Raw genomic sequence first — 22,431 nt, forward strand, 5'->3', positions numbered from 1 at the left:
TGCTATCTTGCTCGTTGGTTCGAACAAGAAGGATGCTTTCCATGGCCGACGCTGCTCCTGCCCACGTCTTCGCTTCCGCCCTCAAGACCTTCAAGACGGCCTCCGGCCGGCAAGGCAAATACTGGTCGCTGCCCGAGCTGACCAAGAAATTTCCCAACATTGCCAAGCTGCCAGTGTCGATCCGCATCGTGCTGGAGTCGGTGCTGCGCAACTGCGACGGCCAGAAGGTCGCCGCGGAGCATGTGGAGCAGCTGGCCAACTGGCAGCCCAATGCCGAGCGCACGGAAGAGATTCCCTTCGTCGTCACGCGCGTGGTGCTGCAGGACTTCACCGGCGTGCCGCTGCTGGCCGACCTGGCCGCCATGCGCAGCACCGCCAAACGCCTGGACAAGTCGCCCAAGACCATCGAGCCGCTGGTGCCCGTCGACCTGGTGGTGGACCACTCGGTGATGGTCGACCACTACGGCACGCCGCAAGCGCTCGACCTGAACATGAAGCTGGAGTTCTCCCGCAACAAGGAGCGCTACCAGTTCATGAAGTGGGGCATGCAGGCCTTCGACACCTTCGGCGTCACGCCGCCGGGCTTCGGCATCGTGCACCAGGTGAACCTGGAGTACCTGGCGCGCGGTGTCTACAAGGCGGCCGACGACAAGGCCGAGGTGGCGACCTGGTATCCCGATTCGCTGGTCGGCACCGACAGCCACACCACCATGATCAACGGCGTGGGCGTCGTGGGCTGGGGCGTGGGCGGCATCGAAGCCGAGGCCGCCATGCTGGGCCAGCCGGTGTACTTCCTCACGCCCGACGTGGTGGGCTTCGAGCTCACCGGCCAGCTGCGCGAAGGCGTGACTGCCACCGACCTGGTGCTCTACGTCACGCAGATCCTGCGGCAGGAGAAGGTGGTCGGCAAGTTCGTCGAGTTCTTCGGCCCGGGCGCCGCGTCCATCCCGGTGCCCGACCGCGCGACCATCGGCAACATGGCGCCCGAATACGGCGCCACCATGGGCTTCTTCCCGGTGGATGAGAAGACCATCGCGTACTTCCGCGGCACCGGCCGCACGGACGAGGAGATCGAGCGCCTGGAGGCCTACTACAAGGCCCAGGGCCTGTTCGGCATGCCCGCCCCCGGCGCGCTCAACTACACCAAGACCGTCAAGCTGGACCTGTCCACCGTCACGCCCAGCCTGGCCGGCCCCAAGCGGCCGCAGGACCGCATCGACCTGGGCCATCTGGCCGGCCGCTTTACCGAGCTCTACAGCAAGCCCAACGAGGCCAGCGGCTTCAACCAGCCGGCCGACAAGCTGGCAGTGCGCCATGACATCGCACTGGACGGCAAGCAGGTCTCCATCGGCAACGGCGACGTGCTGATCGCGGCCATCACCTCGTGCACCAACACCTCCAACCCCAGCGTGCTGCTGGCGGCCGGCCTGCTGGCCAAGAAGGCGGTGGAGGCGGGCCTGACGGTCAAGCCGCACGTCAAGACCTCGCTGGCGCCCGGCTCGCGCATCGTCACCGACTACCTGCAGAAGACGAAGCTGCTGCCATACCTGGAGAAGCTGGGCTTCTACCTGGCCGGCTATGGCTGCACCACCTGCATCGGCAATGCCGGCGACCTGGCGCCCGAGATCAACGACGCCATCACCGGCAACGACCTGGTGTGCGCGGCCGTGCTGTCGGGCAACCGCAATTTCGAGGCGCGCATCCATCCCAACCTCAAGGCCAACTTCCTGGCCTCGCCGCCCCTGGTGGTGGCCTTCGCCATCGCCGGCAACGTGACGGTCGACCTGATGACGCAGCCCGTGGGCAAGGGCACGGGCGGCAAGGACGTGTACCTGGGCGACATCTGGCCCAGCGCCGCCGAGGTGGACGAGTTGCTGCATTTCGCCATGGACGCGCAGGCCTTCCGCCGCAACTACGAGCAGATCACCGCCAACCCGGGCGAGCTGTGGAACAGCATCAAGGGCGTGCAGGGCGAGGTCTACGACTGGCCCACCTCCACCTACATTGCCGAGCCGCCCTTCTTCGAAGGCTTCGGCATGCAGCCGGAGGCAACGGAGGCGGGCGTGACCGGGGCGCGCGTGATGGCGCTCTTCGGCGACTCGATCACCACCGACCACATCTCGCCGGCCGGCTCCATCAAGGAGAGCTCGCCCGCCGGACAGTGGCTCAAGGCGCATGGCGTGGGCAAGGCCGACTTCAACAGCTACGGCTCGCGCCGCGGCAACCACGAGGTGATGATGCGCGGCACCTTCGCCAACGTGCGCATCAAGAACCTGATGCTGCCGGCCGGCGCCGACGGCTCGCGGGAAGAGGGCGGCCTGACGCTGTTCCAGCCCAATGGCGAGAAGATGTACATCTACGACGCCGCGATGAAGTACATCGAACAGGGCGTGCCGACGGTGATCTTCGCCGGCGAGGAATACGGCACTGGCTCCAGCCGCGACTGGGCCGCCAAGGGCACGCAGCTGCTGGGCATCAAGGCCGTGGTGGCCCGCAGCTTCGAGCGCATCCACCGCGCCAACCTGGTCGGCATGGGCGTGCTGCCGCTTCAGTTCCTGGGTGCCGACTCCTGGCAGAGCCTGGGCCTCAAGGGTGACGAGAAGATCGACGTGCTCATTCCCGGCGAGCTCAAGCCGCAGCGCGAGGACGTCAAGCTGGTGATTGAAAGCGCCGACGGCAGCCGCAAGGAGGTGACCGTGCGCCTGCGCATCGACACGCCGATCGAGGTCGAGTACTACAAGCACGGCGGCATCCTGCCCTTCGTGCTGCGGCAGCTGCTGCAGGGCTGAAGCGCCCGGCCGCTGCGTCCGATTGGACGCGGTCCCGGTGCCAGCAAGGTCGCGGAACGGTGAGCGCCGGTCCGCGGCCTTTGTTTTGCGCGGCCCGCTTTGGCCAGCATTGCCGAATGGCAACGCGGTTTCTGATCCCCGGGACTCCTGCTTGCAATTGAAAATTGTTAGCATCTGGCTTTTGCCAGAGAGAGCTTCGCCTTGCGGCGGGGCCCATTGCTTCCGTGTCCACCTCTGCCTCGCGCGCACCGGCCGCCTTTCTGCCGCTCGACCAACTGCCCGACCGCCAATGGGCGACCGTGATGGATGTCGCCCGCGGCGAAGCCGCGGACGACCGCGACCTGGCGCTGCGCCTGACTGAAATCGGCTTCGTCCCCGGCGAGCGCGTCTGCGTGGTGGCCAGTGGTCACCCCGGTCGCGAGCCGCTGGCCGTGCGCCTGGGTCACACCACCTTCGCCCTGCGTCGCTATGAGGCCGCACTGATCCACGTCGCACCTGCGGAGGCCGCCCATGGCTAAGGCGAGCATCGCGTTCCAGTCGCCCAACCCACCGCGCCGCGTCGCGCTGCTGGGCAATCCCAACTGCGGCAAGACGGCCCTGTTCAATCTGTTGACGGGCAGCCGCCAGAAGGTGGCCAACTACGCCGGCGTGACCGTCGAGCGCAAGGAAGGTGAACTGCGCACACCCGGCGGTCGCCACGTGGCGGTGCTGGATCTGCCCGGTGCCTACAGCCTCAATGCGCTGTCGGCCGACGAGGCGGTGACGCGCGACGTCGTCACTGGCCGGCGCGACCAACTGCCCGACCTGCTGGTGTGCGTGACCGACGCCACCAACCTGCGGCTGAACCTGCGCCTGGTGCTCGAGGCCAAGCGCCTGGGCGTGCCGATGGTGATGGCGCTGAACATGACCGACATGGCCGAGCGCCAGGGCATCCGCGTCGACACCGACATCCTCTCGCGCGAGCTGGGCATCCCGGTGATCCGCACCGTGGGCGTGCGCCGCAATGGCGCCACCGACCTGCTGGCCGCGCTCGACATCCCAGTGCCCGCCTCCTCGCCGCTGCCCTGGGAGGCGCCCTCGATGGACGACGTGCTGGCCTCGCACAGGGAAGTGCGCCGCATCCTCGACCTCGCGGTGCAGACGCCGCAGGGCAGCCTGGCCACCAGCGACCGCATCGACCGCGTTGTGCTGCACCCGGTGTGGGGCATGCTGGTGCTGGCCGTGACCCTGTTCCTGATGTTCCAGGCCGTGTTCAGCTGGGCAGCGGTGCCCATGGACGCCATCAAGGCCGGCACCGACGCCATCGGCGGCTGGTTGCAGGGTGTCATGGCCGAGGGCCCGCTGCGCAGCCTGCTGGTCGACGGCGTGGTGGCGGGCGTGGGCGGCGTGCTGATCTTCCTGCCGCAGATCCTGATCCTGTTCCTCTTCATCCTGGCGCTGGAGGACTCGGGCTACCTGCCGCGCGCCGCCTTCCTGCTGGACCGGGTGATGGGCACGGTGGGCCTGTCGGGGCGCTCCTTCATTCCGCTGCTGTCCAGCTTCGCCTGCGCCATTCCCGGCATCATGGCTACGCGCACCATCAGCAACTGGCGCGACCGGCTGACCACCATCCTGATCGCGCCGCTGATGACCTGCTCGGCCCGCCTGCCGGTGTATGCGCTGCTGATCGGCGCCTTCATCCCGCAGCGCGAGGTGCTGGGCATCTTCAACCTGCAGGGCGTGGTGCTGTTCCTGCTGTATGTCTTCGGCATCGTCTCGGCCATGGCCGTGGCGTGGGTTCTCAAGCGCCTGCGCACGCAGCAGGGCCATTCGCCGCTGCTGATGGAACTGCCGGCCTACCGCTGGCCCAACCTGCGCAATCTGCTGCTGGGGCTGTGGGAGCGGGCGTGGATCTTCCTGCGTCGCGTGGGCACCATCATCCTCACGCTCACCATCCTGCTGTGGTTCCTGTCCAGCTACCCGGCGCCGCCCGCCGGTGCCACCGGCCCGGCCATCGAATACAGCTTCGCCGGCCGGCTGGGCCAGTTGCTGGAATACATCTTCGCGCCCATCGGCTTCAACTGGCAGATCTCCATCGCCCTCGTGCCCGGCATGGCCGCCCGCGAGGTGGCGGTGGGCGCGCTGGGCACGGTGTATGCGCTGGCGGCCTCCGGCGAAGAGGTGGCGGGCGCGCTGGAGCCGCTGATCGCCGGCAGCTGGTCGCTGGCCACGGCCCTGTCGCTACTGGTGTGGTTCGTGTTCGCGCCGCAGTGCATCTCGACGCTGGCCACCGTGAAGCGCGAGACCAACAGCTGGAAGCAGGTCTTCATCATGGCCGGCTACCTGTTCGGGCTGGCCTACGTGGCCTGCTTCATCACCTACCGCGTCGCAGTGGCCCTCGGGGCCGGCTGACGCTTCTCTTGCGGAGATCCGAGTCATGCAGAACGCCGTCGTTGCCCTGATCGTCCTCGTGGCCGCCGTCTATGCCGCCTGGCACTGGATGCCGGCCGGCTGGCGCCGGTCGCTCGCGCCCCGCATGGCGCGCTGGATGGCGCGCAGCGGCCTGGTGCGCGAGGAGCGCGAGGCCAAGGTGGCCCGCTCCCTGGGCCAGGCGGGCGGCTGCGGTTCCTGCGACAGCTGCGGCACCTGCGGCCCGACGCCGGTCTCGGGCCGCGACGGTGCCTCGCCGTCGGCGCGCCGCTGATCCAGCGCAGCCCGGCCGGCGCGGTCGGGCCGAGAATCGTGGACTTTTTGGGATCCACGAGCGCATGCGCATCCATTCCCTCATCGTCGGCGGCGGCATCGGCGGTCTGGCCGCCGCCCTGGCCCTGGCGCGGGCCGGCCACACGGCAGACCTGATGGAACAGGCGCCCGCCTTCAGCGAGGTGGGCGCGGGCATCCAGCTGGGACCGAACGTGGTCCGGAGGCTGCGCGCTCTGGGGCTTGGCGAGGCGCTGAATGCCATCGTGGCCCATCCCGAGCGGCTGTGCGTGTCATCGGCGCTGAATGGTGGCCGCATCGCCACCATGCCCCTTGCAGGCGCCATGGAGCAGCGCTACGGCGCGCCCTACTTCACGGTCCATCGCGCCGATCTGCACGGCCTGCTGCTGGAGGCCGTACGCGCGCAGGCCTCGGGCGCCGTGACGCTCAGCACGGGCGCGCGCATCGAGCGCCTGTCCACCCGCGGCGACGAATTCGTCTGCGCCGCCACCGACGATGGCCGCGCCTGGGAAGGCGATGCGCTCATCGGCGCCGATGGTGTGTGGGGTCGTGTCCGGCCGCGCATCTGGCCCGACGCAGCGCCGGCGCGGCCGACCGGGCACATGGCCTTTCGTGCATTGCTGGAGCAGAACGCCTTGCCCGCGGCACTGCGCAGCCGGCAGGTGGATGTCTGGCTGGCGCCGCGACTGCACGCCGTGGCCTATCCGGTGCGGGGGGGCGAACGGCTCAATCTGGTGGTGCTGACCGAAACATCGCCGGACGAGGTCGGTGCCGATGCGCGCGATTGGGACCAGGCCGCCAGCCGCGCTGCACTCGACCGTGCCACCGGCCATGTCGGCCAGCCGCTGCGGGCGCTGCTCGATGCCGTTCCGGCGTGGCGAGCCTGGACGTTGTGCGACCGGACGCCGCTGACCGGTCCGCAGGAGATGGTCGACGGCCGTGTGGCGCTGCTGGGCGATGCGGCGCACCCGATGCTGCCCTACCTGGCGCAGGGTGCCGGCATGGCGATCGAGGACGCCGTGACGCTGGCGCAGCAGCTCAGTGGCTGCACCTCGGCCGAGGTGCCCCAGGCCCTGGCGCGCTATGCGCAGGCGCGTTGGGCCCGCAATGCGCAGGTGCAGGCCCGTGCGCGGCGCAACGGGCGCATCTTCCACCTGGGCGGGCCGGTGCGCTGGGGTCGCGACCTCGCGATGCGCCTGGCCGGTCCGGCCCTGATGGACCAGCCCTGGCTCTACGCGGGCTGAATAGCCATCAAAGCTCCGTCCTCAGCGTCCAGAGTTCAGGGAACAGCACCACGTCCAGCATCTTGCGCAGGTAGCTCACCCCACCGGTGCCGCCAGTGCCGCGCTTGAAGCCGATCACCCGTTCCACCGTCGTCACATGGCGGAAGCGCCAGAGGCGGAAGGCGTCCTCGATGTCGGTGAGCTTCTCGCCGAGCTGGTAGAGGTCCCAGTGGGCCTTCGGGTCGCGGTAGACCGTGAGCCAGGCCTCCTGGACGGCCTCGCTCGCGGTGTAGGGCTGCGTCCAGTCCCGCTCGAGCTTGTCGGCCGGAATGGCGAGGCCCTCGCGGGCCATGAGTCGCAGGGTCTCGTCGTAGAGCGAAGGGCGGCGCCACGCGGCGTCCACCATGGCCAGCAGGTGCGGCCGGTGGGCATGCGGCTTGAGCATGGCGGCGTTCTTGTTGCCCAGCGCGAACTCGATGCAGCGGTACTGCGCGCTCTGGAAGCCGCTGGAATTGGCCAGGTAGGGCCGCATGGCGGTGTACTCCGGCGGCGTCATGGTCGACAGCACCGTCCACGCGCCCACCAGCTGCTCCATGATGCGTGTCACCCGCGCGAGCATCTTGAAGGCCTCGGGCTTGGTGTTCTCGCTCGGGTTGGCGATGGCGGCCGTGGCGGCCGTCAACTCGTGCAGCATGAGCTTCATCCACAGCTCGCTGGTCTGGTGCTGCACGATGAACAGCAGCTCGTCATGCGTGGGCGACAGCGGATGCTGGGCGCTCAGGATCTCGTCCAGATGCAGGTAGTCGCCGTAGCTCATCGACTGGCTGAAGTCGAGCTGGGCCTTTTCTTCGTGGACGATCTGTTCGGGCAGTGCTCCGCACTCCGCCGGGCCGGCGGATGTCGAGGAATTCATCGCAAGGCTCCTTGGAGGGGTAGGGGTCAGTCCAGCACGGCGGCCATGGCCTGGGCGACGTAGGCCACGTTCTTGGTCGACAGGCCGGCGATGCACATGCGGCCCGAGCGCACCAGATACACCGCATGCTCTTCGCGCAGGCGGTCCACCTGCTCGGGCGTGAGACCGGTGTAGCTGAACATGCCGCGCTGGGTCAGGAAGTAGCCGAAGTCGCGGCCGGGCAGGCGGTCGGCCAGCGTGGCATGCAGGGCCTCGCGCATGGCCTTGATGCGGCCGCGCATCTCGGCGAGCTCGGCGTCCCACTGGGCGTAGAGCTCGGGCGTGCTCAGCACGCGCGTCACGATGCGCGCGCCGTGCGTCGGCGGGCTGGAGTAGTTGGCGCGCACCGAGCTCTTGAGCTGGCCCAGCACCCGGCCGGCTTCCTCGGCCGAGCCGCACACCACCGACAGGCCGCCGCAGCGCTCGCCGTACAGCGAGAAGCTCTTGGAGAAGGAGTTGGCCAGGAAGAAGCGCACGCCCGCATCGGCCAGCGCGCGCGGCGCGAAGGCGTCCTCGACCAGGCCGTCGCCGAAGCCCTGGTAGGCCATGTCCACATAGGGAATCAGGCCGCGCTCGGCGATCACGGGGATCAGCTGCTTCCACTGGTCCTGCGACAGGTCGACGCCCGTGGGGTTGTGACAGCTGGCGTGCATCAGCACGATGCTGCGGGCGGGCAGCGTCTTGAAGGCCGCCAGCATGTTCTCGAAGCGCAGGCCGCCGGTGGCCGGGTCGTAGTACGGGTACAGGTTCACCTGGAAGCCGGCGCCCTCGAACATGGCGCGGTGGTTCTCCCAGGTCGGGTCGCTGACCCACACCTGCGAATCGCCGAAGTAGCGCTTGAGGAAGTCGCCGCCCACCTTCAGGCCGCCGGAGCCGCCGATGGTCTGGATGGTGGCAACGCGGCCGCTGGTGACGGCTTCGTGCGTGGGGCCGAAGGCCAGCTTCTGCACCGCGGCGCGGTAGTCGGCCATGCCTTCCATGGGCAGGTAGGAGCGCGGGCCGATTTCCTGCAGCAGCGCGGTCTCGGCGGTGCGCACCGCCTTCATCACGGGCAGGCGGCCGTCGTCGTCGAAATAGATGCCGATGCTCAGCGACACCTTGTTGGGCCGCGTGTCGCGCTGGAAGTCCTCCATCAGCGAGAGGATCGGGTCACCGGGGTAGGCGGGAATGTGTTCGAACATGGCGTGGCTTTCGGTGGTGCGGTCCGTGGGCGGAGGGCGGCACGGACGATGCAAGCTGCGGGCCGGGCGGGCTGCCGCGCTCGGGGACGAGCGGCGTAGGACAGGGCGCTACGGAGCGAAGCGGGGAAGTTATCACCGTCAAAAAATGCGTTGTGTCGCTTATTTCCAACGGTGACCATAAAATAAACGTCGTTTTATGTATGGAACATCTGGGGCTGTGATGAAGCAAGTGATCGATGTGGGCCTGCCGGCGCTCAAGCAACCTTTTTCTTGGGCCGTGAAGGCCACGGGCGCGATGCTGTTCACCGCCCATGGGCCCGTCCGCACCGACGGGACCATCGACACCGGGACCATCGAGGCGCAGACGCGCCTGACCTTCGAGAACCTGCGGCGCGCCGTGCAGGCGGCCGGCGGCACGATGGCCGATGTGACGCAGGTGCTGATCTACATGACCGACGTGGCCGACATGCCGGCCATCGACGCGGTCTACCGCAAGTTCTTCGAGGCGCCGTATCCCAACCGCTCCAGCGCCGCCGTGGCGGCGCTGGTGGTGCCGGGCATGAAGATCGAGATCGTCGCCTACGCCATGGTGCCGGCCTGAGGGCCGTCAGGTCAGCGCGCGCAGCACGGCGCGCACGGGCGAGGCATCCGCCTGCACCAGCTTGAGCGGCAGCGCGATCAGCTCGTAGTCGCCCTCGGGCACGGCGTCGAGCACCAGGTTCTCCAGCACGCGCATGTCGTGGCGGCGGATGGTCTGATGGCTGGGCAGGGCCTTGCTGTCGGCCGGGTCGATGCTGGCCGTGTCGATGCCGATCAGCCGCACGCCCAGCGCGGCGAGGCGCTCGACCGTCTCGGGCGCGTAGGCGGGCAGTTGCGGGTCCCAGCGGTCCACGGGGGCGCGTTCATAGGTGCGTACCAGCACGCGCGGCGGCAGGTGGTCGTCGACTGCATGAGCGATGTGCCGCCATTCGATGAGCGGCGCCGCGCCGATGGCATGGATCACGCGGCAGGTGCCGAGGAAGGCGTCCAGGTCCACCAGGCCGATGGTCGTGCCATCGGCCGCGTAGTGGAGAGGGGCGTCGGCATGCGCGCCCACGTGTGGCGACATCGTGATCTGGCTGACGTTGACCGGGCAGCCGGGCCCCAGCGTCGCGGCCCATTGCTGTGCATAGGGCGTGTCACCAGGAAAGACGGGGGCGCCGACGTAGACGGGCGGCGAAATGTCCCAGAGGCGGGCAGAGGTGGCAGACATGGGTCGGACCATAGCGCTGCCGCGGCGGGCGTGGTGTCGGTTATTCCCAACGCGGACGAAGACGCGACCTGTGCGCGTTGCCCCGGCGTCAGGCGCTCGCTCAGCCCTCGAGTGCCGGCAGGCCGTGCCGTGCGCGCGCCTTCTCGCAGCCGTAGCTCCCGGGCTCGAGTTCGCGACAGGGATTCGGTCGCCACTCGTAGATGCCGCAGCTCACCGATTGCCCCACCTTGCCGGTGAGCGCCGCGCAGCGAATCGGCACATGGTCCGTGCCTCGCATGCGGCAGGTGGCGCCGTTGACCTCGACCGTCAGCCCGGCGGGCACCGTGCCGCCCATGTCGTCCAGCTCATAGATGCTGAAGTCGACACGGTAGCTGGCGCAGCAGGCACCGCAGCTCTGGCAGGGGCTCATGGACGCGCCGCGAACGCCGTCAGCCGATGCGGCCGAGCAGCAGATACTCCATCAGTGCCTTCTGCACATGCATGCGGTTCTCGGCCTCGTCCCAGACGACCGACTGCGGGCCGTCGATGACCTCGCCCGTGACCTCTTCGCCGCGGTGGGCGGGCAGGCAATGCATGAAGAGGGCGTCGGGCTGGGCGACGGCCATCATGGCCTCGTCCACGCACCAGTCGGCGAAGGCCTGGCGGCGCTGCTCGTTCTCGGCCTCGTAGCCCATGCTGGTCCACACATCGGTGGTGACCAGATGGGCGTCGCGACAGGCGTCCATCGGGTCCTTGAAGACCTTGTAGCTGTCGCCGGAGCGGATGCCGGCGACGGCCTGGTCCACCTCGTAGCCGCTGGGCGTGCTCACGTGCACTGCAAAGCCGAGGATCTCGGCAGCCTGCAGCCAGGTGTTGGCCATGTTGTTGCCGTCGCCCACCCAGGCCACAGTCTTGCCACGCAGCGCCTCGGGGTCCGGCGTGCCGTCGGCGCCGAGACCGCGGTGCTCCAGGTAGGTGAACAGGTCGGCCAGGATCTGGCAGGGATGGAATTCGTTGGTCAGGCCGTTGATGACCGGCACGCGCGAGTTGGCGGCGAAGCGTTCGATCTTCTCCTGCTCGTAGGTGCGGATCATGACCAGGTCGGTCATACGGCTGATGACCTTGGCGCTGTCCTCGATGGGCTCGGCGCGACCCAATTGGCTGTCGCCGGTGGTCAGGTGCACGACGCTGCCGCCGAGCTGGTACATGCCGGCCTCGAAGCTCACGCGGGTGCGGGTGCTGGCCTTCTCGAAGATCATGGCCAGTGTGCGATCCGCCAGCGTGTGGTGCTTCTCGTAGGTCTTGAACTTCTTCTTGATGAGCGCCGCGCGTCGGAACAGGTACGCGTACTCGTCGGCCGTGAAGTCGCTGAACTGGAGGTAGTGGCGGATCGCAGGAAGGCTCATGGGCTTATTGTGCCGGCTCGGCCAGGAAGGCCTTCACGATGGGGGCGAGGAGGGCGACGATCTCGTCGGCTTCGGCCACGGTGAGGACGAGCGGCGGCACCAGGCGGATCACGCTGTCTGCCGTCACCGACAGCAGGAGGCCGGCGTCGCAGGCGCGGGTCAGCACGGCGCCGGCGGGCCGGTCGAGTTCGATGCCGAGCATCAGGCCCTGGCCGCGTACCTCCTTCACGCCGGCCACGCCTTCGAAGGCGGCCTGCAGCGCGGCCTTGAGGTGCGCACCGACATCGGCGGCGTTCTGCAGCAGGCCGTCCTTCTCCATGATGCGCAGCGTCTCGATGCCGGCGCGCATGGCCAGCGGGTTGCCGCCGAAGGTGGTGCCGTGGTTGCCCGGCTGGAAGATGTTCGCGGCCTTGGGGCCGGCCACCACCGCGCCCACCGGCACGCCCGAACCCAGGCCCTTGGCCAGCGACATCACGTCCGGCACGATGCCGGCCCACTGGTGGGCGAACCACTTGCCGGTGCGGCCGATGCCGGTCTGGATCTCGTCGATCATCATCAGCCAGTCGTTGGCGTCGCACAGGGCCCGCACCTGCTGCAGGTAGTCCCAGCGCATCGGGTGGATGCCGCCTTCGCCCTGGATGGTCTCGAACATCACGGCCACCACGTTGGGGTTTCCCTCGGTCGCCTTCTTCAGCGCCTCGATGTCGTTGAGCGGCACGCGGATGAAGCCCTCGACCAGCGGGCCGAAGCCTTTCTGGATCTTCGGATTGCCGGTGGCCGACAGCGTGGCCAGGCTGCGGCCGTGGAAGGCATGCTCGTACACGACGATCTCCGGCCGCTCGATGCCCTTGTCGTGGCCGAACTTGCGGGCCAGCTTGATGGCGGCCTCGTTGGCCTCCAGCCCGGTGCAGCAGAAGAAGGCGTTGGTCATGCCCGACAGCGCCGTCAGGCGCTCGGCCAGCACTTCCTGGCCGGGCACGTAGTAGTAGTTGGAGGTGTGGATCAGCTGGGTGAGCTGTTCCTGCAGCGCCGGCACCAGTTCGGGATGGTTGTGGCCCAGCGTGTTGACGGCGATGCCGCCCAGGCCATCCAGATAGGCCTTGCCATTGACGTCCCACACGCGGCAGCCCTGCCCGCGCACCAGGGCGATGGGCAGCCGGCCATAGGTGTTCATGACGTGGGGCGAGGTGGGGGCGGCAGTGGCGCTCATGGGTTCTCCTGAAAGTGAAGAAATTCTAGGTGGGGGGCATGACGCCTTCGTTGAGGATTGCGCATCACTGCCATGCGCCCCAGTCCCATCGGATGCATGTCCCGCGGCGGTCGCGCGCGGGACACGCTGGGTAGAATCCCTTGTGCGGCGCAACACGCCTGCGCCGAACACGAGAACAATGGTTTCCCCCTCTGCCAAAGAAGTCTTCATCCAGGGCGTCACGAGCCAGGGTCGCACCTTTCGGCCCAGCGACTGGGCCGAGCGGCTGGCCGGCGTGATGAGCCAGTTCCGCCCCGGCGGTGCCCGCCTCGGGGGGCATCTCAGCTATTCGCCCTGGTGCGTGCCGACGGTGATCAACGGCGTGAAGTGCGTGGTGGTCCACCGTGACCTGCAGGAGTCCGAACCGATGGCATGGGACTTCGTCATGAACTTCGCCAAGGACAACGACCTCCAGGTGGCCGAGGCCTGCCTGGTGCCGGACGGGAAGCCCGCCAAGGGCTGATTGCCTCGCCCCTTTGCTGCTCCGGGCCCACCGGGTCCAGAAACGAAAAAACCGCCCGAAGGCGGTTTTTCTTTTTTCGCTGCAGCGCACCCGATCAAACGGCGGACCGCCTGTCGGCAGTCCGGGCTGACCTGAATTTCGTCAGGCGGCGGCCGCCGGAGCGGCAGTGGCCAGGGCCTTGACCTTGGCGGCCAGGCGGCTCTTGTCGCGCGCGGCCTTGTTCTTGTGGAAGATGCCCTTGTCGGCGATGGTGTCGACGACGCTCTGGGCCTTGGCGAACAGCTCGGTAGCCTTGGCTTGGTCGCCAGCGGCAACGGCCTTGGCAACGTTCTTCAGGGCCGTGCGGTACTTGGAGCGCAGCGAGCTGTTGGCGGCATTGAGCTTGGTGTCCTGGCGGACGCGCTTGCGGCCCGACGCGAGGCGCGGGTTCTTCTTTTTGGGCTTGGCGGATGCCATATTTGTGTTCCTTGAGTGTCTGGGGATGATGCGGCGAACCCGCGAGTATAGCCCACCCGATTCTTGCTCGCCTCGGGCAAGAGTGCCCTGGTCAGCGGCGGCAACGGGAGCAGGCGGTTGCCCGCGCAGCCAGGCGCCCCAAGGCCCCGCCTACACTGCGCCGCCGTGTCGCTCTTCAAATCCGCTTCCACCGTCTCCCTGCTGACCCTGGCCTCGCGCATCACCGGCCTTGTGCGCGATGTGCTGATGAGCTCGGTGTTCGGCGTGAGCGCGCTGACCGACGCCTTCTACGTCGCCTTTCGCATTCCCAACCTGTTCCGTCGCGTGCTGGGAGAGGGCGCGTTCAGCCAAGCCTTCGTGCCGGTGCTGTCGGCCACCCGCACCGAGGGTGGCGAGGACGCGGCGCGGCAACTGATCGACCATGTCGGTACGCTGCTGCTGTGGGCGTTGGTGCTGCTGTGCGGGGTGGGCGTGATCGCCGCGCCGCTGATGGTGTGGGCCATGGCCAGCGGCCTGGAACGCTCGGGTAGCTTCGATGCCGCCGTCGTGATGACGCGCTGGATGTTCCCCTACATCGGCTTCATGTCGCTGGTGGCTTTTGCCGGCGGCATCCTCAACACCTGGAAGCGCTTCGCGGTGCCGGCCGCCTCGCCCGTACTGCTCAACGTGGCGTTGATCCTGTCCATCGTGGCGGGGGCGCCGCTGTTCCGGCGCTGGGGCATCGAGCCGATCTACGCCCAGTGCGTGGGCGTGATGGTGGGCGGCATGTTGCAGCTGGCGATCCAGATCCCGGCGCTGCGCCGACTGGGCCTGATGCCGAAGCTGGCGGTGCGCTTCGCAGCCCTGCGCGAGGCCTGGGCCGACCCGGGCACCCGCAAGATCCTCGGCCTGATGCTGCCGGCCATGATCGGTGTCAGCGGGGCGCAGCTGTCGCTGCTCATCAACACACAGATCGCCTCGCACCTGACCGCCGGCAGCGTCACCTGGATCACCAATGCCGACCGGCTGATGGAGTTTCCCAGCGCGATGCTGGGCGTGGCCCTGGGCGTGGTGCTGATGCCCCAGCTGGCGGCGGCCCGCGCGGCCCAGGATGCGGATCGCTATTCCGCCATGCTGGACTGGGGGCTTCGGCTCATCGTGCTGTTGGCGCTGCCCTGTGCGGCGGCCCTGCTGGTGTTTCCGGTGCCGCTGGTGGCGGTGCTGTTCCACAACGGCGCCTTCGACGACGCCAGCGTGCTGCGCACGGCGGATGCGCTGGCGGGCTACGGCGTCGGGCTGGTGGGCATCGTGTCGATCAAAGTGCTGGCTGCCGGTTTCTATGCGCGCCACGACATGCGCACGCCCATGCGCATCAGCCTGGCGGCGCTGGCCATCACCCAGCTGCTCAACCTGGCGTTCGTTCCCTGGCTGCAGCATGCGGGCCTGACGCTGGCCATCGGCGTGGGGCAACTGGTCAATGCGCTGGCGCTGTGGGTGGGCCTGCGCCGCAGCGGTAGCTACCGGTTGGCGCCGGGCTGGGGCCGCTTCCTGCTGCAGGTGCTGGCGGGAACCGTGGTGATGACGACGCTGCTGGTCTGGGGTGCGCACGGTTTCGACTGGGTGGGCCTGCGCAGCCAGCGGCTGCTGCGCATCGGGCTGCTGGCGGCCTTCGTGGCGGGGGCGGCGGTGCTGTATTTCGGTGTGTTGACCGCCTGCGGCCTGCGGTTGCGCAGCTTCGTGCGGCGCTGAAGCACGGCGCCCGGCATCGCCGAGGTGGCCGTGGGGCTTCCGCCGGCCGCCTTGACGCTGGCGACGCGGCTCCACTACAAAGGCCCATGTCTCTTCGATACGACACGCCGACGCCACTGGCCTATTTCGAATCGCTGGTGCAGAGCGACGAGCACTTCCCCCTGCTCGAGGCCGCCGCCAGCCTCGCGCAGGATGAGTATCCCGAGCTCGACGTCCAGCAGGTGCTGGGCGACATGGACCAGCTGCTGGCCCGCCTCAAGCGGCGCCTGCCGGCGGACGCCGCGCCGCTGGCGCGGCTTCGGGCGCTGAACCAGTTCTTCTTCCACGACCTGGGTTTCGGCGGCAACGTCAACGACTACTACGACCCCGACAACAGCTTCCTGCATGCGGTGCTGCGCACCCGGCGCGGCATCCCGATCTCGCTGGCGGTGCTGTGGATCGAGCTGGCCCAGGGCCTGAACCTGCATGCGCGCGGCATCAGCTTTCCCGGTCATTTCATGCTGAAGGTGTCGCTGCCCAAGGGGCAGGTCGTGATCGACCCCTTCACCGGCCGTTCGCTGTCGCGGGAGGAACTGGCCGAACGCCTGGAGCCGTACAAGCGCAGCAACGGCCTGGTGGGCGAATTCGACGTGCCGCTGGGCCTGTACCTGCAGCCCGCGCCTGCACGGGAGATCATCGCCCGCATGCTGCGCAACCTGAAGGAGATCCACAGCGCGCAGGAGGACTGGGCCCGCCTGATCGCCGTTCTGGACCGCCTGATCGTGCTGCTGCCCCAGGCCTGGGGCGAGTACCGCGACCGCGGCCTGGCCCGCGCCGAGCAGGGCCATACCGCGCAGGCAGTGCATGACCTCGACACCTACCTCGCCCATGCCGAGGACGCTCTGGACGTCGATGCCATCACGGAGCGTGCCGCCGAACTCAGACGCGCACTGTCCTGAAGAACGGCCGTCACCGCCCGCTCGGGGCTCCGCGCGCCCGCAAGTGGCGCAATCAGGCCAGAACAACGAGATTCGCGCCGATGCACTGACGACTTGCTGACCACCCCCTGGTCAGCTTCCCTTCGGGTGGGGTAGCCTTCGCCCCCATGCGAATCCTGTTGGTGGAAGACGATGCGACCCTGCGCGACGTGATGCTGCGCAGCCTGACCGATGCCGGACATCGGGTCGATGTGGCGGCGAGCATGGAGGAGGCCGATTACCTCTGGCGTGTGCAACCCTTCGATGCCGTGCTGCTGGACCTGAACCTGCCGGCCGGCCCCGGCCCCGGCAGCCCGCTGGGCAGCGGCCTGACCGTGCTGCGGCAGGCGCGCAGCCGCGGTGACCGTACGCCGGTGCTGGTCCTCACCGCCCGCAACCGCACCGACGAGCGCATCGCCGGCCTGGACGCCGGCGCCGACGACTACCTCGGCAAACCCTTCGAACTGCCCGAAGTCGACGCCCGCCTGCGCGCCCTGGTGCGCCGCGCCCAGGGCACGGATGACGTCGCATTGGTCGGCCAGCTCAAGCTCGACCGCCGGGCGCGCCGTTTCTTCATCGGCAGTGCGCCGCTGGACCTGCCGGCCCGCGAATTCGAGGTGCTCTGGGAGCTCATGAGCCCGCCGGGCCACGCCGTCAGCAAGCGCGTGCTCTCCAACAAGCTCTCGAGCTTCGACGACGCGCTGGGCGACAACGCGCTGGAGGCCTTCATCTCGCGCCTGCGCAAGAAGCTGCTCGGCAGCGGTGCCGGCATCCGCACCCTGCGCGGCATCGGCTACCTGCTGGAAGGCGACGCTTGAGCGCCCGGCCGGCCACCGCCGCGGCAGTTGCGGCGGCCGGGCATCGCCCGCGCCCGTCGCTGCGCGCGCGGGTGCTGCGGCAGGTGATGCTGCCGCTGGCCCTCACCTGGCTGTCCGGCACGGTGGTGGTGCTGACCATCTCCAACTATTTCGTGCGCCAGGCCTTCGACCGCGCACTGGTGGACGATGCCTACGCCATCGCCGCCAACATCCAGCCCCAGGGCCGGCCCGACGCGCAGTTGCAGCTCACGGCGCGCGAGATGACGACGCTGCTGTTCGACCAGCGGGAGACGGTGTACTTCGCCGTCCGTCGGCCCGACGGCAGCCTGCTTTCCGGCGAGCCGACGCTGCAGACGCCCTTCCTGGCCGACGGCGCGACCTGGCATCTGGCGGACGTGCGCTTCGCCGGCAAGCAATTGCGCGCCGTGGTCCTGCGCCATCCCGCCGGGACGGGCGACTTCACCGTGGTCGTGGCCCAGACGACCGGCTCGCGCACGGCGCTGCTGCGGCGCTTGGCGCTCTATGCGACGCTGCCGCAGATCCTGCTGCTGGGCGTGCTCGCCTGGTGGCTGTGGCGTGGCATTGCGCGCGAGCTGGCCCCGCTGGGCGCGCTCCAGCAGGACCTGGGCCGGCGCGACGCCAGCGACCTCTCGCCGGTGATCGTGGGCGGCGACACACGCGAGGTCGCGCAATTGGGCGATGCCCTGAACGACCTGTTCGTCCGCCTGGACGGCAGCGTTCGGGCGCAGCGGGAGTTCGCCGGCAACGTGGCGCATGAGCTGCGCACGCCATTGGCCGGCATCCGCGCGCTGGCGCATTACGGCCTGGGCCATTCCGACCCGGGTGTCGCGCGCGAACAGTTGCAGCGCATCGCCGACAGCGAGGCGCGCGCCAGCCACCTGGTCGACCAGTTGCTCGCGCTGGCGCTGGCGGCCGAATCCGATGCCGTGCTGCAGCGTGAGCCGGTGGTGCTCGACGAACTGGCCCATGAGGCCGTGCTGCGCCACCTGACCCGTGCCGACGCCCGCGGCGTCGATCTGGGCGCCCGCGGCCTCGACGAGGCGCAGGAAAGCGGCGGCTTCACCATCAACGGCAGCGTGGCGCTGGTGGAGGGCATCCTCGACAACCTGATCGACAACGCCCTGCGCTACGGCGGCAGGACCGTGACCATCGAGTTGTCGAAGGAAGAGGTCGATGGCGCGATGGTGCCCGTGCTCTCGGTGGCCGACGACGGACCCGGGATTCCCGAGGTGCAGCGGCAGGCGCTGATGCACCGCTGGGCCCAGGGCACCGACGGACGCAAGCTGGGCGAAGGGTCGGGCCTGGGCCTGTCCATCGTCGCCCGCTATGCGAAGCTGCTGGGCGCGCAGATGCGCCTGGCCGCCACGGCGAGTTCGGGCGGGCTGCGGGCGAGCATCCTGTTCACGACCCGCTGAGCCGGCCGGCCATCACCGCCGTCGGTGCGCCGGGCCACCGCCTGCATCGACGGGCGCGCTGCTTCAACAGACCCGCGGCATGCATCCTGCGTGACCCGGACGACTTTCCGCTCTTCCATGGACTCCCTGATCTCGATCGACGGCCTGCGCGGCCAATGGCGGCTGCTCTTCCAGCGCGCGCAACCCCTGCGCGTGCTGCTGGCGCTGGCCACGCTGATGGCCGGCGCACGGCTGGCTGGCCACCAGGATGCGGTGATCCCGCTCTTCCTCGGCACCATCGCCAGCGCGCTGGCCGAGACCGACGACAGCTGGCGCGGCCGTCTGCGTGCGCTCCTGGTGATGCTGGCCTGCTTCGCGGCCGTGGGCGCGGGGGTGCAGGCCCTGTTCGGCCTGTCGTGGGTCTTCATCGGCGTGTTCTGCCTGGCGGCCTTTGGCATCACCATGCTGGGCGCCATCGGCGCACGCTACAAGGCCATCGCCTATGGCACGTTGATCCTGGCGATGTACGCCACCATCAGCATGGAGCACGCCGTCGCGGCGCACGGCCCCGGCCACCACTGGCGCGAGCCGCTGCTGCTGGTGGCCGGCGCGGCCTGGTACGGGGCGATCTCGGTGCTGTGGTGCGCGCTGTTCCCTTCGCTGCCGGTGCAGGCCATGCTGGTGCGGGTCTATGGCGTGCTGGGCGAGTACGTGCGCTACAAGGCCTCGCTCTTCGAGCCGCTGCGCGGCGTGGACGTGCAGCGCAAGCGGCTGGCGCTGGCCGGGCTCAACGCGAAGGTGGTCGCCGCTCTCAACGATGCCAAGGAAGCCATCTTCTCGCGCCTCGGCCCGCGGGCGCCCACGGGCCGGCTCGCGCGCTACCGCGGTCTCTACCTGATCGCGCAGGACGTGCACGAGCGCGCCAGTTCCTCGCACGAGGACTACAACGCGCTGGCCGAGGCCTTCTTCCACAGCGACCTGCTCTACCGTTGCCAGCGCGTGCTCTGGTTGCAGGGCGATGCGTGCAGCCAGTTGGCCCGGTCGGTGGAGCGGCGCGAGCCCTTCGTGATGGACGGCCAGAGCGTGCAGGCCCTGGCCGAACTGCGCAGCGCCATCGTGCATGCGCGTGCGACCGCAGGTGAAGAGGCGCAGCAACGGCTGCCCGCCATCGAGGCACTGGCGCGCAACCTGGCCCTGCTCGACGGGCAACTGGCCGGCGCCAGCGATACGGCGCATCCCTCGGCCCGGCTCGGCCGCACCGACATGAGCCTGTTCGACCGCTCGGCCCGCGACTGGCGCGATGCGCTGGCGCGCGTGCGCCGGCAGCTCACGCCCCGCTCGCCGCTGTTCCGCCATGCCGTGCGCCTGGCCGTCGCGCTGGCCGCCGGCTATGGCGTCATGCATGTGGTGCAGCTGCAGGAGGGCTACTGGATCATGCTGACCACGCTCTTCGTCTGCCAGCCCGGCTATGGCGAGACCATCGCTCGCATGGGTCAGCGCGTGGCCGGCACGGCCCTCGGCGTGGTGGCGGGCTGGGCGCTGATCGACCTCTTTCCGCAGCCGCTGCTGCAGTCGGTGTTCGCCGTGGTGGCGGGCGTGGTGTTCTTTGCCAACCGCAGCACGCGCTACCTGCTGGCCACGGCGGCCATGACCTTGCTGGTGCTGATGTGCTTCAACCAGATCACCGACAGCGCGCGCCTGATCGAGCCGCGGCTGATCGACACCGCCATTGGCAGCGTGATCGCCGGCCTGGCCGTGCTGCTGGTGCTGCCGCACTGGCAGGCCCGGCGCATCCACGAGATCGCCGCGCAGGCCATGCGCCAGCATGCGGCCTACCTGCGCCAGATCGCGAGCCAGTACGACAGTGGCGCACGCGACGACCTGGCCTACCGGCTGGCGCGGCGCAACGCCCATAACGCCGACGCGGCGCTGTCCACGGCCGTGACCGAGATGTTCCGCGAGCCCGGCTTCGCCCGCCGCCGCGCAGGCGTGGCGGTGCGCTTCGTGATCCAGTCGCACACGCTGCTGAGCTACCTCTCGGCGCTCGGCGCGCACCGCGCCGCGGTGCCCGACGGCCCGCAGGTGGCGGTGCTGCGAGAGGCCGCCCAGCAGGCTGCCGCGGCGCTGGAACAGTTGGCGGCAGACGTCGAGGCGGGCCGGTTGGGTACGGCGCCGCCGCACCCGGCGCGCGAAGCGCTGGCCGCCGGCGCCGAGACGGACGCCGGTCGCAACGTCCCCCAAGCGGACGAGGCCGACGAGGTGATGGCCCGCCTGCGGCTGATGCGCACCGAGTTGCTGCTGGTGTGGGTGCAGATCGACGTGCTGCGTGCCCATGCCGCCGACTGGCTGGCGGTGGCCGACGCCGCGCCCGATCAGGCGGCCGAGGGGCGCGCGGGCGTGCCCGGCAGCCCAAACTGATGCCAGGCCCGGCGCAACTGCGTGTCCGTGCCGAAGCCCGAGGCCTCGGCCGCCTGGGTCACGCTGGCGCCGGCGCCGATGGCCTGCCGCGCCTTTTCGAGCCGCAAGCGCCGCAGGTAGGTCAGGGGCGCCACGCCGGCATGCTGGACGAACAGGCGTGTCAGGTGCCGTGGTGAGGTGTGGGCCAGGGCGGCCATGCCCGGCACAGTCCAGCCGGCCTGGGGCGCCTCGCTCACTGCGTCCTGCACGCGGTGCACCACGGCATGCAGGTGATGGCGGTGGGCCAGGAAGGGCGAGAGTTCCGGATCCTGCGGGCCGCGCCGTAGCGGCATCACCATCGTCTGCGCCACCTGGGCTGCCAGCGCTTCGCCGCACAGCGTGCCGATGCGGTGCAGCACGAGGTCGATGCCGGTGGTCACGCCGGCGCTGCTGAAGACGGGCGCGTCGAGCACGAAGACCCGGTTGGCCACCACCTCGCAGGCCGGTTCGCTGGCCTTCAGTTCATCGAGGTGATGGTGGTGCGTGGTGGCGCGCCGGCCCGCCAGCAGGCCCGCGTGGGCCGCGAGCAGGGCGCCGCCGCAGATGGTCAACAGCTCCAGTTGGCCGGCTTCCAGACGCTGGCCGCGCAGCCAGTGCAGCAGATGACGCGCCTCGGGTGTGTCGACGTCGATGTGTCGCCCGGGCAGGCCCACCAGCACGAGCCAGGTCGCCCGCCCATCCCAGGCGCCGGGCAGCGGCATGAGGCCCGCCAGCTGCACGCCAACGGAGCTGCGCAGTTCGGGCTGGGCAGCGGCGAACTCCACCTCGAAACGCAACGGCCGGCCGCTGGCCTCGAGCAGCCGGTTGGCGATGCGCAGCGCCTCGGCGGGCCCGGCCCAGTCCAGCGCCAGGCTGTCGGGCAGCAGGGCAAAGACGACGCGGATGATGGTGTGCGCTTCCTGCGGCTGGCGCGCCGGTGCTGTTGCGGCCGTGGTTGCGGCGCGTACGTGCGTGGGCGCGGCCGGACGGTCGCTCATGGCCGGCCGCTGCCATAGGCCCGTTCGACGCAGGCCACGCGCAGTTCGAAGGCCGTGTACCAGCGGCTGCGGCCCTGCTCGCGGGCGGCGGCGTGCTCGGCATGGTGGCGCCAGGCGGCGATCGCCTCCTCGCTGGCCCAGTACGAGACCGTGATGCCGAAGCCATCGGCGCCGCGTGCGCTTTCCACGCCCAGGAAGCCGGGCTGCGCCGCCGCCAGCTCGACCATGCGGTCGGCGGCCTCGGCGTAGCCGTCGTCGTCATGCCCAGCACTTCGCTGGGAGGAAAAGATGACGGCGTAGCAGGTGCCGTCGGGCAGGTGCGCAAAGGGGCTGGCGTTCGGGGTCGTCATGGAGGGGGTCCGGGACATGTGCCCTCGGCGCGCCGTCGCCTGGAGGGCGCAGCGCGGGGCGCCGGGCGTCGAGGTCAGCC

At 69.5% G+C, this 22,431-nt stretch carries 21 protein-coding genes; 12 read left to right on the plus strand and 9 right to left on the minus strand.

Annotated features, from left to right (window positions below; translation table 11 throughout):
- Positions 1–32 precede the first annotated feature (32 nt).
- From acnA to ACT54X_RS09210, 5 genes are all read left to right on the plus strand, one after another.
- Entirely contained in the window at positions 33–2,789 is a 2,757-nt protein-coding gene (acnA, locus tag ACT54X_RS09190) for an aconitate hydratase AcnA (protein ID WP_476346163.1), read from the plus strand.
- Positions 2,790–3,013: 224 nt separating this feature from the next.
- The gene (locus tag ACT54X_RS09195) at positions 3,014–3,307 is read left to right on the plus strand and encodes a FeoA family protein (RefSeq protein ID WP_234196137.1); all 294 of its coding nucleotides are present in this window, start codon (positions 3,014–3,016) and stop codon (positions 3,305–3,307) included.
- Complete coding sequence (gene feoB / locus ACT54X_RS09200; RefSeq protein WP_294367035.1) at positions 3,300–5,180, plus strand: ferrous iron transport protein B; 1,881 nt, start codon at positions 3,300–3,302, stop codon at positions 5,178–5,180. Before ACT54X_RS09195 ends, feoB begins: the two co-directional genes overlap by 8 nt.
- A 25-nt stretch (positions 5,181–5,205) precedes the next feature.
- A complete protein-coding gene (locus ACT54X_RS09205; protein ID WP_294367037.1) occupies positions 5,206–5,472 on the plus strand; it encodes a DUF6587 family protein in 267 nt (88 codons plus the stop codon).
- A gap of 64 nt (positions 5,473–5,536) precedes the next feature.
- Positions 5,537–6,733 carry an FAD-dependent monooxygenase gene (locus ACT54X_RS09210; RefSeq protein ID WP_294367038.1) on the plus strand — a complete coding sequence of 399 codons (1,197 nt, stop codon included), beginning with the start codon at positions 5,537–5,539 and terminating at the stop codon, positions 6,731–6,733.
- Positions 6,734–6,740: 7 nt separating this feature from the next.
- On the opposite strand, the gene kynA is transcribed toward ACT54X_RS09210, so the two are convergent.
- Positions 6,741–7,625 (minus strand): tryptophan 2,3-dioxygenase, encoded by an 885-nt coding sequence (gene kynA / locus ACT54X_RS09215; RefSeq protein WP_294367041.1) that lies wholly within the window; start codon positions 7,623–7,625, stop codon positions 6,741–6,743.
- A gap of 26 nt (positions 7,626–7,651) precedes the next feature.
- Complete coding sequence (locus ACT54X_RS09220) at positions 7,652–8,845, minus strand: amino acid aminotransferase (RefSeq protein WP_294367048.1); 1,194 nt, start codon at positions 8,843–8,845, stop codon at positions 7,652–7,654.
- Between the two features lie 220 nt (positions 8,846–9,065).
- On the opposite strand from ACT54X_RS09220, the gene ACT54X_RS09225 reads away from it, so the two are divergent.
- The gene (locus ACT54X_RS09225; RefSeq protein WP_476346167.1) at positions 9,066–9,446 is read left to right on the plus strand and encodes a RidA family protein; all 381 of its coding nucleotides are present in this window, start codon (positions 9,066–9,068) and stop codon (positions 9,444–9,446) included.
- Between the two features lie 6 nt (positions 9,447–9,452).
- On the opposite strand, the gene kynB is transcribed toward ACT54X_RS09225, so the two are convergent.
- The 4 genes from kynB to ACT54X_RS09245 form a co-directional block, all read right to left on the minus strand.
- Positions 9,453–10,097 carry an arylformamidase gene (gene kynB / locus ACT54X_RS09230; RefSeq protein WP_294367053.1) on the minus strand — a complete coding sequence of 215 codons (645 nt, stop codon included), beginning with the start codon at positions 10,095–10,097 and terminating at the stop codon, positions 9,453–9,455.
- A 100-nt stretch (positions 10,098–10,197) separates the two neighbouring features.
- Positions 10,198–10,506: a YkgJ family cysteine cluster protein gene (locus tag ACT54X_RS09235; protein ID WP_294367055.1), complete on the minus strand. Its 309-nt coding sequence runs from the start codon at positions 10,504–10,506 to the stop codon at positions 10,198–10,200.
- Between the two features lie 19 nt (positions 10,507–10,525).
- Positions 10,526–11,482: an ornithine carbamoyltransferase gene (gene argF / locus ACT54X_RS09240; RefSeq protein ID WP_234196151.1), complete on the minus strand. Its 957-nt coding sequence runs from the start codon at positions 11,480–11,482 to the stop codon at positions 10,526–10,528.
- A gap of 4 nt (positions 11,483–11,486) precedes the next feature.
- Complete coding sequence (locus tag ACT54X_RS09245; protein ID WP_294367059.1) at positions 11,487–12,692, minus strand: aspartate aminotransferase family protein; 1,206 nt, start codon at positions 12,690–12,692, stop codon at positions 11,487–11,489.
- Between the two features lie 178 nt (positions 12,693–12,870).
- Between ACT54X_RS09245 and ACT54X_RS09250 the strand changes: the two genes are divergently transcribed.
- A complete protein-coding gene (locus ACT54X_RS09250; RefSeq protein WP_017761816.1) occupies positions 12,871–13,194 on the plus strand; it encodes a DUF3579 domain-containing protein in 324 nt (107 codons plus the stop codon).
- A gap of 141 nt (positions 13,195–13,335) precedes the next feature.
- Here ACT54X_RS09250 and rpsT read toward each other — a convergent pair whose 3' ends face one another.
- Complete coding sequence (rpsT, locus tag ACT54X_RS09255) at positions 13,336–13,650, minus strand: 30S ribosomal protein S20 (RefSeq protein WP_017761815.1); 315 nt, start codon at positions 13,648–13,650, stop codon at positions 13,336–13,338.
- A 165-nt stretch (positions 13,651–13,815) separates the two neighbouring features.
- On the opposite strand from rpsT, the gene murJ reads away from it, so the two are divergent.
- From murJ to yccS, 5 genes are all read left to right on the plus strand, one after another.
- On the plus strand, positions 13,816–15,378 hold the full coding sequence (gene murJ / locus ACT54X_RS09260; protein WP_294367069.1) for a murein biosynthesis integral membrane protein MurJ: 1,563 nt from the start codon (positions 13,816–13,818) through the stop codon (positions 15,376–15,378).
- Positions 15,379–15,464: 86 nt separating this feature from the next.
- A complete protein-coding gene (locus ACT54X_RS09265; RefSeq protein WP_294367072.1) occupies positions 15,465–16,316 on the plus strand; it encodes a SirB1 family protein in 852 nt (283 codons plus the stop codon).
- Positions 16,317–16,462: 146 nt separating this feature from the next.
- Positions 16,463–17,152, plus strand: coding sequence for a response regulator transcription factor (locus tag ACT54X_RS09270; protein ID WP_076507850.1), 690 nt, complete (start codon positions 16,463–16,465; stop codon positions 17,150–17,152).
- Positions 17,149–18,588: a sensor histidine kinase gene (locus ACT54X_RS09275; protein WP_476346171.1), complete on the plus strand. Its 1,440-nt coding sequence runs from the start codon at positions 17,149–17,151 to the stop codon at positions 18,586–18,588. The genes ACT54X_RS09270 and ACT54X_RS09275 overlap by 4 nt, the downstream gene beginning before the upstream one ends.
- Positions 18,589–18,705: 117 nt before the next feature.
- Complete coding sequence (gene yccS / locus ACT54X_RS09280) at positions 18,706–20,985, plus strand: YccS family putative transporter (protein WP_294367083.1); 2,280 nt, start codon at positions 18,706–18,708, stop codon at positions 20,983–20,985.
- Here the strand turns inward: yccS and ACT54X_RS09285 are convergent.
- A complete protein-coding gene (locus tag ACT54X_RS09285) occupies positions 20,940–22,001 on the minus strand; it encodes a GlxA family transcriptional regulator (RefSeq protein ID WP_294367085.1) in 1,062 nt (353 codons plus the stop codon). The two genes, yccS and ACT54X_RS09285, sit on opposite strands and share 46 nt — an antisense overlap.
- Positions 21,998–22,351: an antibiotic biosynthesis monooxygenase family protein gene (locus ACT54X_RS09290; protein WP_294367088.1), complete on the minus strand. Its 354-nt coding sequence runs from the start codon at positions 22,349–22,351 to the stop codon at positions 21,998–22,000. Before ACT54X_RS09290 ends, ACT54X_RS09285 begins: the two co-directional genes overlap by 4 nt.
- Positions 22,352–22,431 lie beyond the last annotated feature (80 nt).

The sequence above is a fragment of the Pseudacidovorax sp. DMC4 genome (genome assembly GCF_056314265.1).

Coding starts and splice junctions, on each gene's coding strand:
- ACT54X_RS09270 (WP_076507850.1), top strand. CDS start 16,463: ATGCGAATCCTGTTGGTGGAAGACGATGCGACCCTGCGCGACGTGATG.
- acnA (WP_476346163.1), top strand. CDS start 33: ATGCTTTCCATGGCCGACGCTGCTCCTGCCCACGTCTTCGCTTCCGCC.
- rpsT (WP_017761815.1), bottom strand. CDS start 13,650: ATGGCATCCGCCAAGCCCAAAAAGAAGAACCCGCGCCTCGCGTCGGGC.
- ACT54X_RS09285 (WP_294367085.1), bottom strand. CDS start 22,001: ATGAGCGACCGTCCGGCCGCGCCCACGCACGTACGCGCCGCAACCACG.
- kynA (WP_294367041.1), bottom strand. CDS start 7,625: ATGAATTCCTCGACATCCGCCGGCCCGGCGGAGTGCGGAGCACTGCCC.
- ACT54X_RS09245 (WP_294367059.1), bottom strand. CDS start 12,692: ATGAGCGCCACTGCCGCCCCCACCTCGCCCCACGTCATGAACACCTAT.
- yccS (WP_294367083.1), top strand. CDS start 18,706: ATGGACTCCCTGATCTCGATCGACGGCCTGCGCGGCCAATGGCGGCTG.
- ACT54X_RS09265 (WP_294367072.1), top strand. CDS start 15,465: ATGTCTCTTCGATACGACACGCCGACGCCACTGGCCTATTTCGAATCG.
- ACT54X_RS09220 (WP_294367048.1), bottom strand. CDS start 8,845: ATGTTCGAACACATTCCCGCCTACCCCGGTGACCCGATCCTCTCGCTG.
- argF (WP_234196151.1), bottom strand. CDS start 11,482: ATGAGCCTTCCTGCGATCCGCCACTACCTCCAGTTCAGCGACTTCACG.
- feoB (WP_294367035.1), top strand. CDS start 3,300: ATGGCTAAGGCGAGCATCGCGTTCCAGTCGCCCAACCCACCGCGCCGC.
- ACT54X_RS09225 (WP_476346167.1), top strand. CDS start 9,066: ATGAAGCAAGTGATCGATGTGGGCCTGCCGGCGCTCAAGCAACCTTTT.
- kynB (WP_294367053.1), bottom strand. CDS start 10,097: ATGTCTGCCACCTCTGCCCGCCTCTGGGACATTTCGCCGCCCGTCTAC.
- ACT54X_RS09250 (WP_017761816.1), top strand. CDS start 12,871: ATGGTTTCCCCCTCTGCCAAAGAAGTCTTCATCCAGGGCGTCACGAGC.
- ACT54X_RS09210 (WP_294367038.1), top strand. CDS start 5,537: ATGCGCATCCATTCCCTCATCGTCGGCGGCGGCATCGGCGGTCTGGCC.
- ACT54X_RS09290 (WP_294367088.1), bottom strand. CDS start 22,351: ATGACGACCCCGAACGCCAGCCCCTTTGCGCACCTGCCCGACGGCACC.
- ACT54X_RS09205 (WP_294367037.1), top strand. CDS start 5,206: ATGCAGAACGCCGTCGTTGCCCTGATCGTCCTCGTGGCCGCCGTCTAT.
- ACT54X_RS09235 (WP_294367055.1), bottom strand. CDS start 10,506: ATGAGCCCCTGCCAGAGCTGCGGTGCCTGCTGCGCCAGCTACCGTGTC.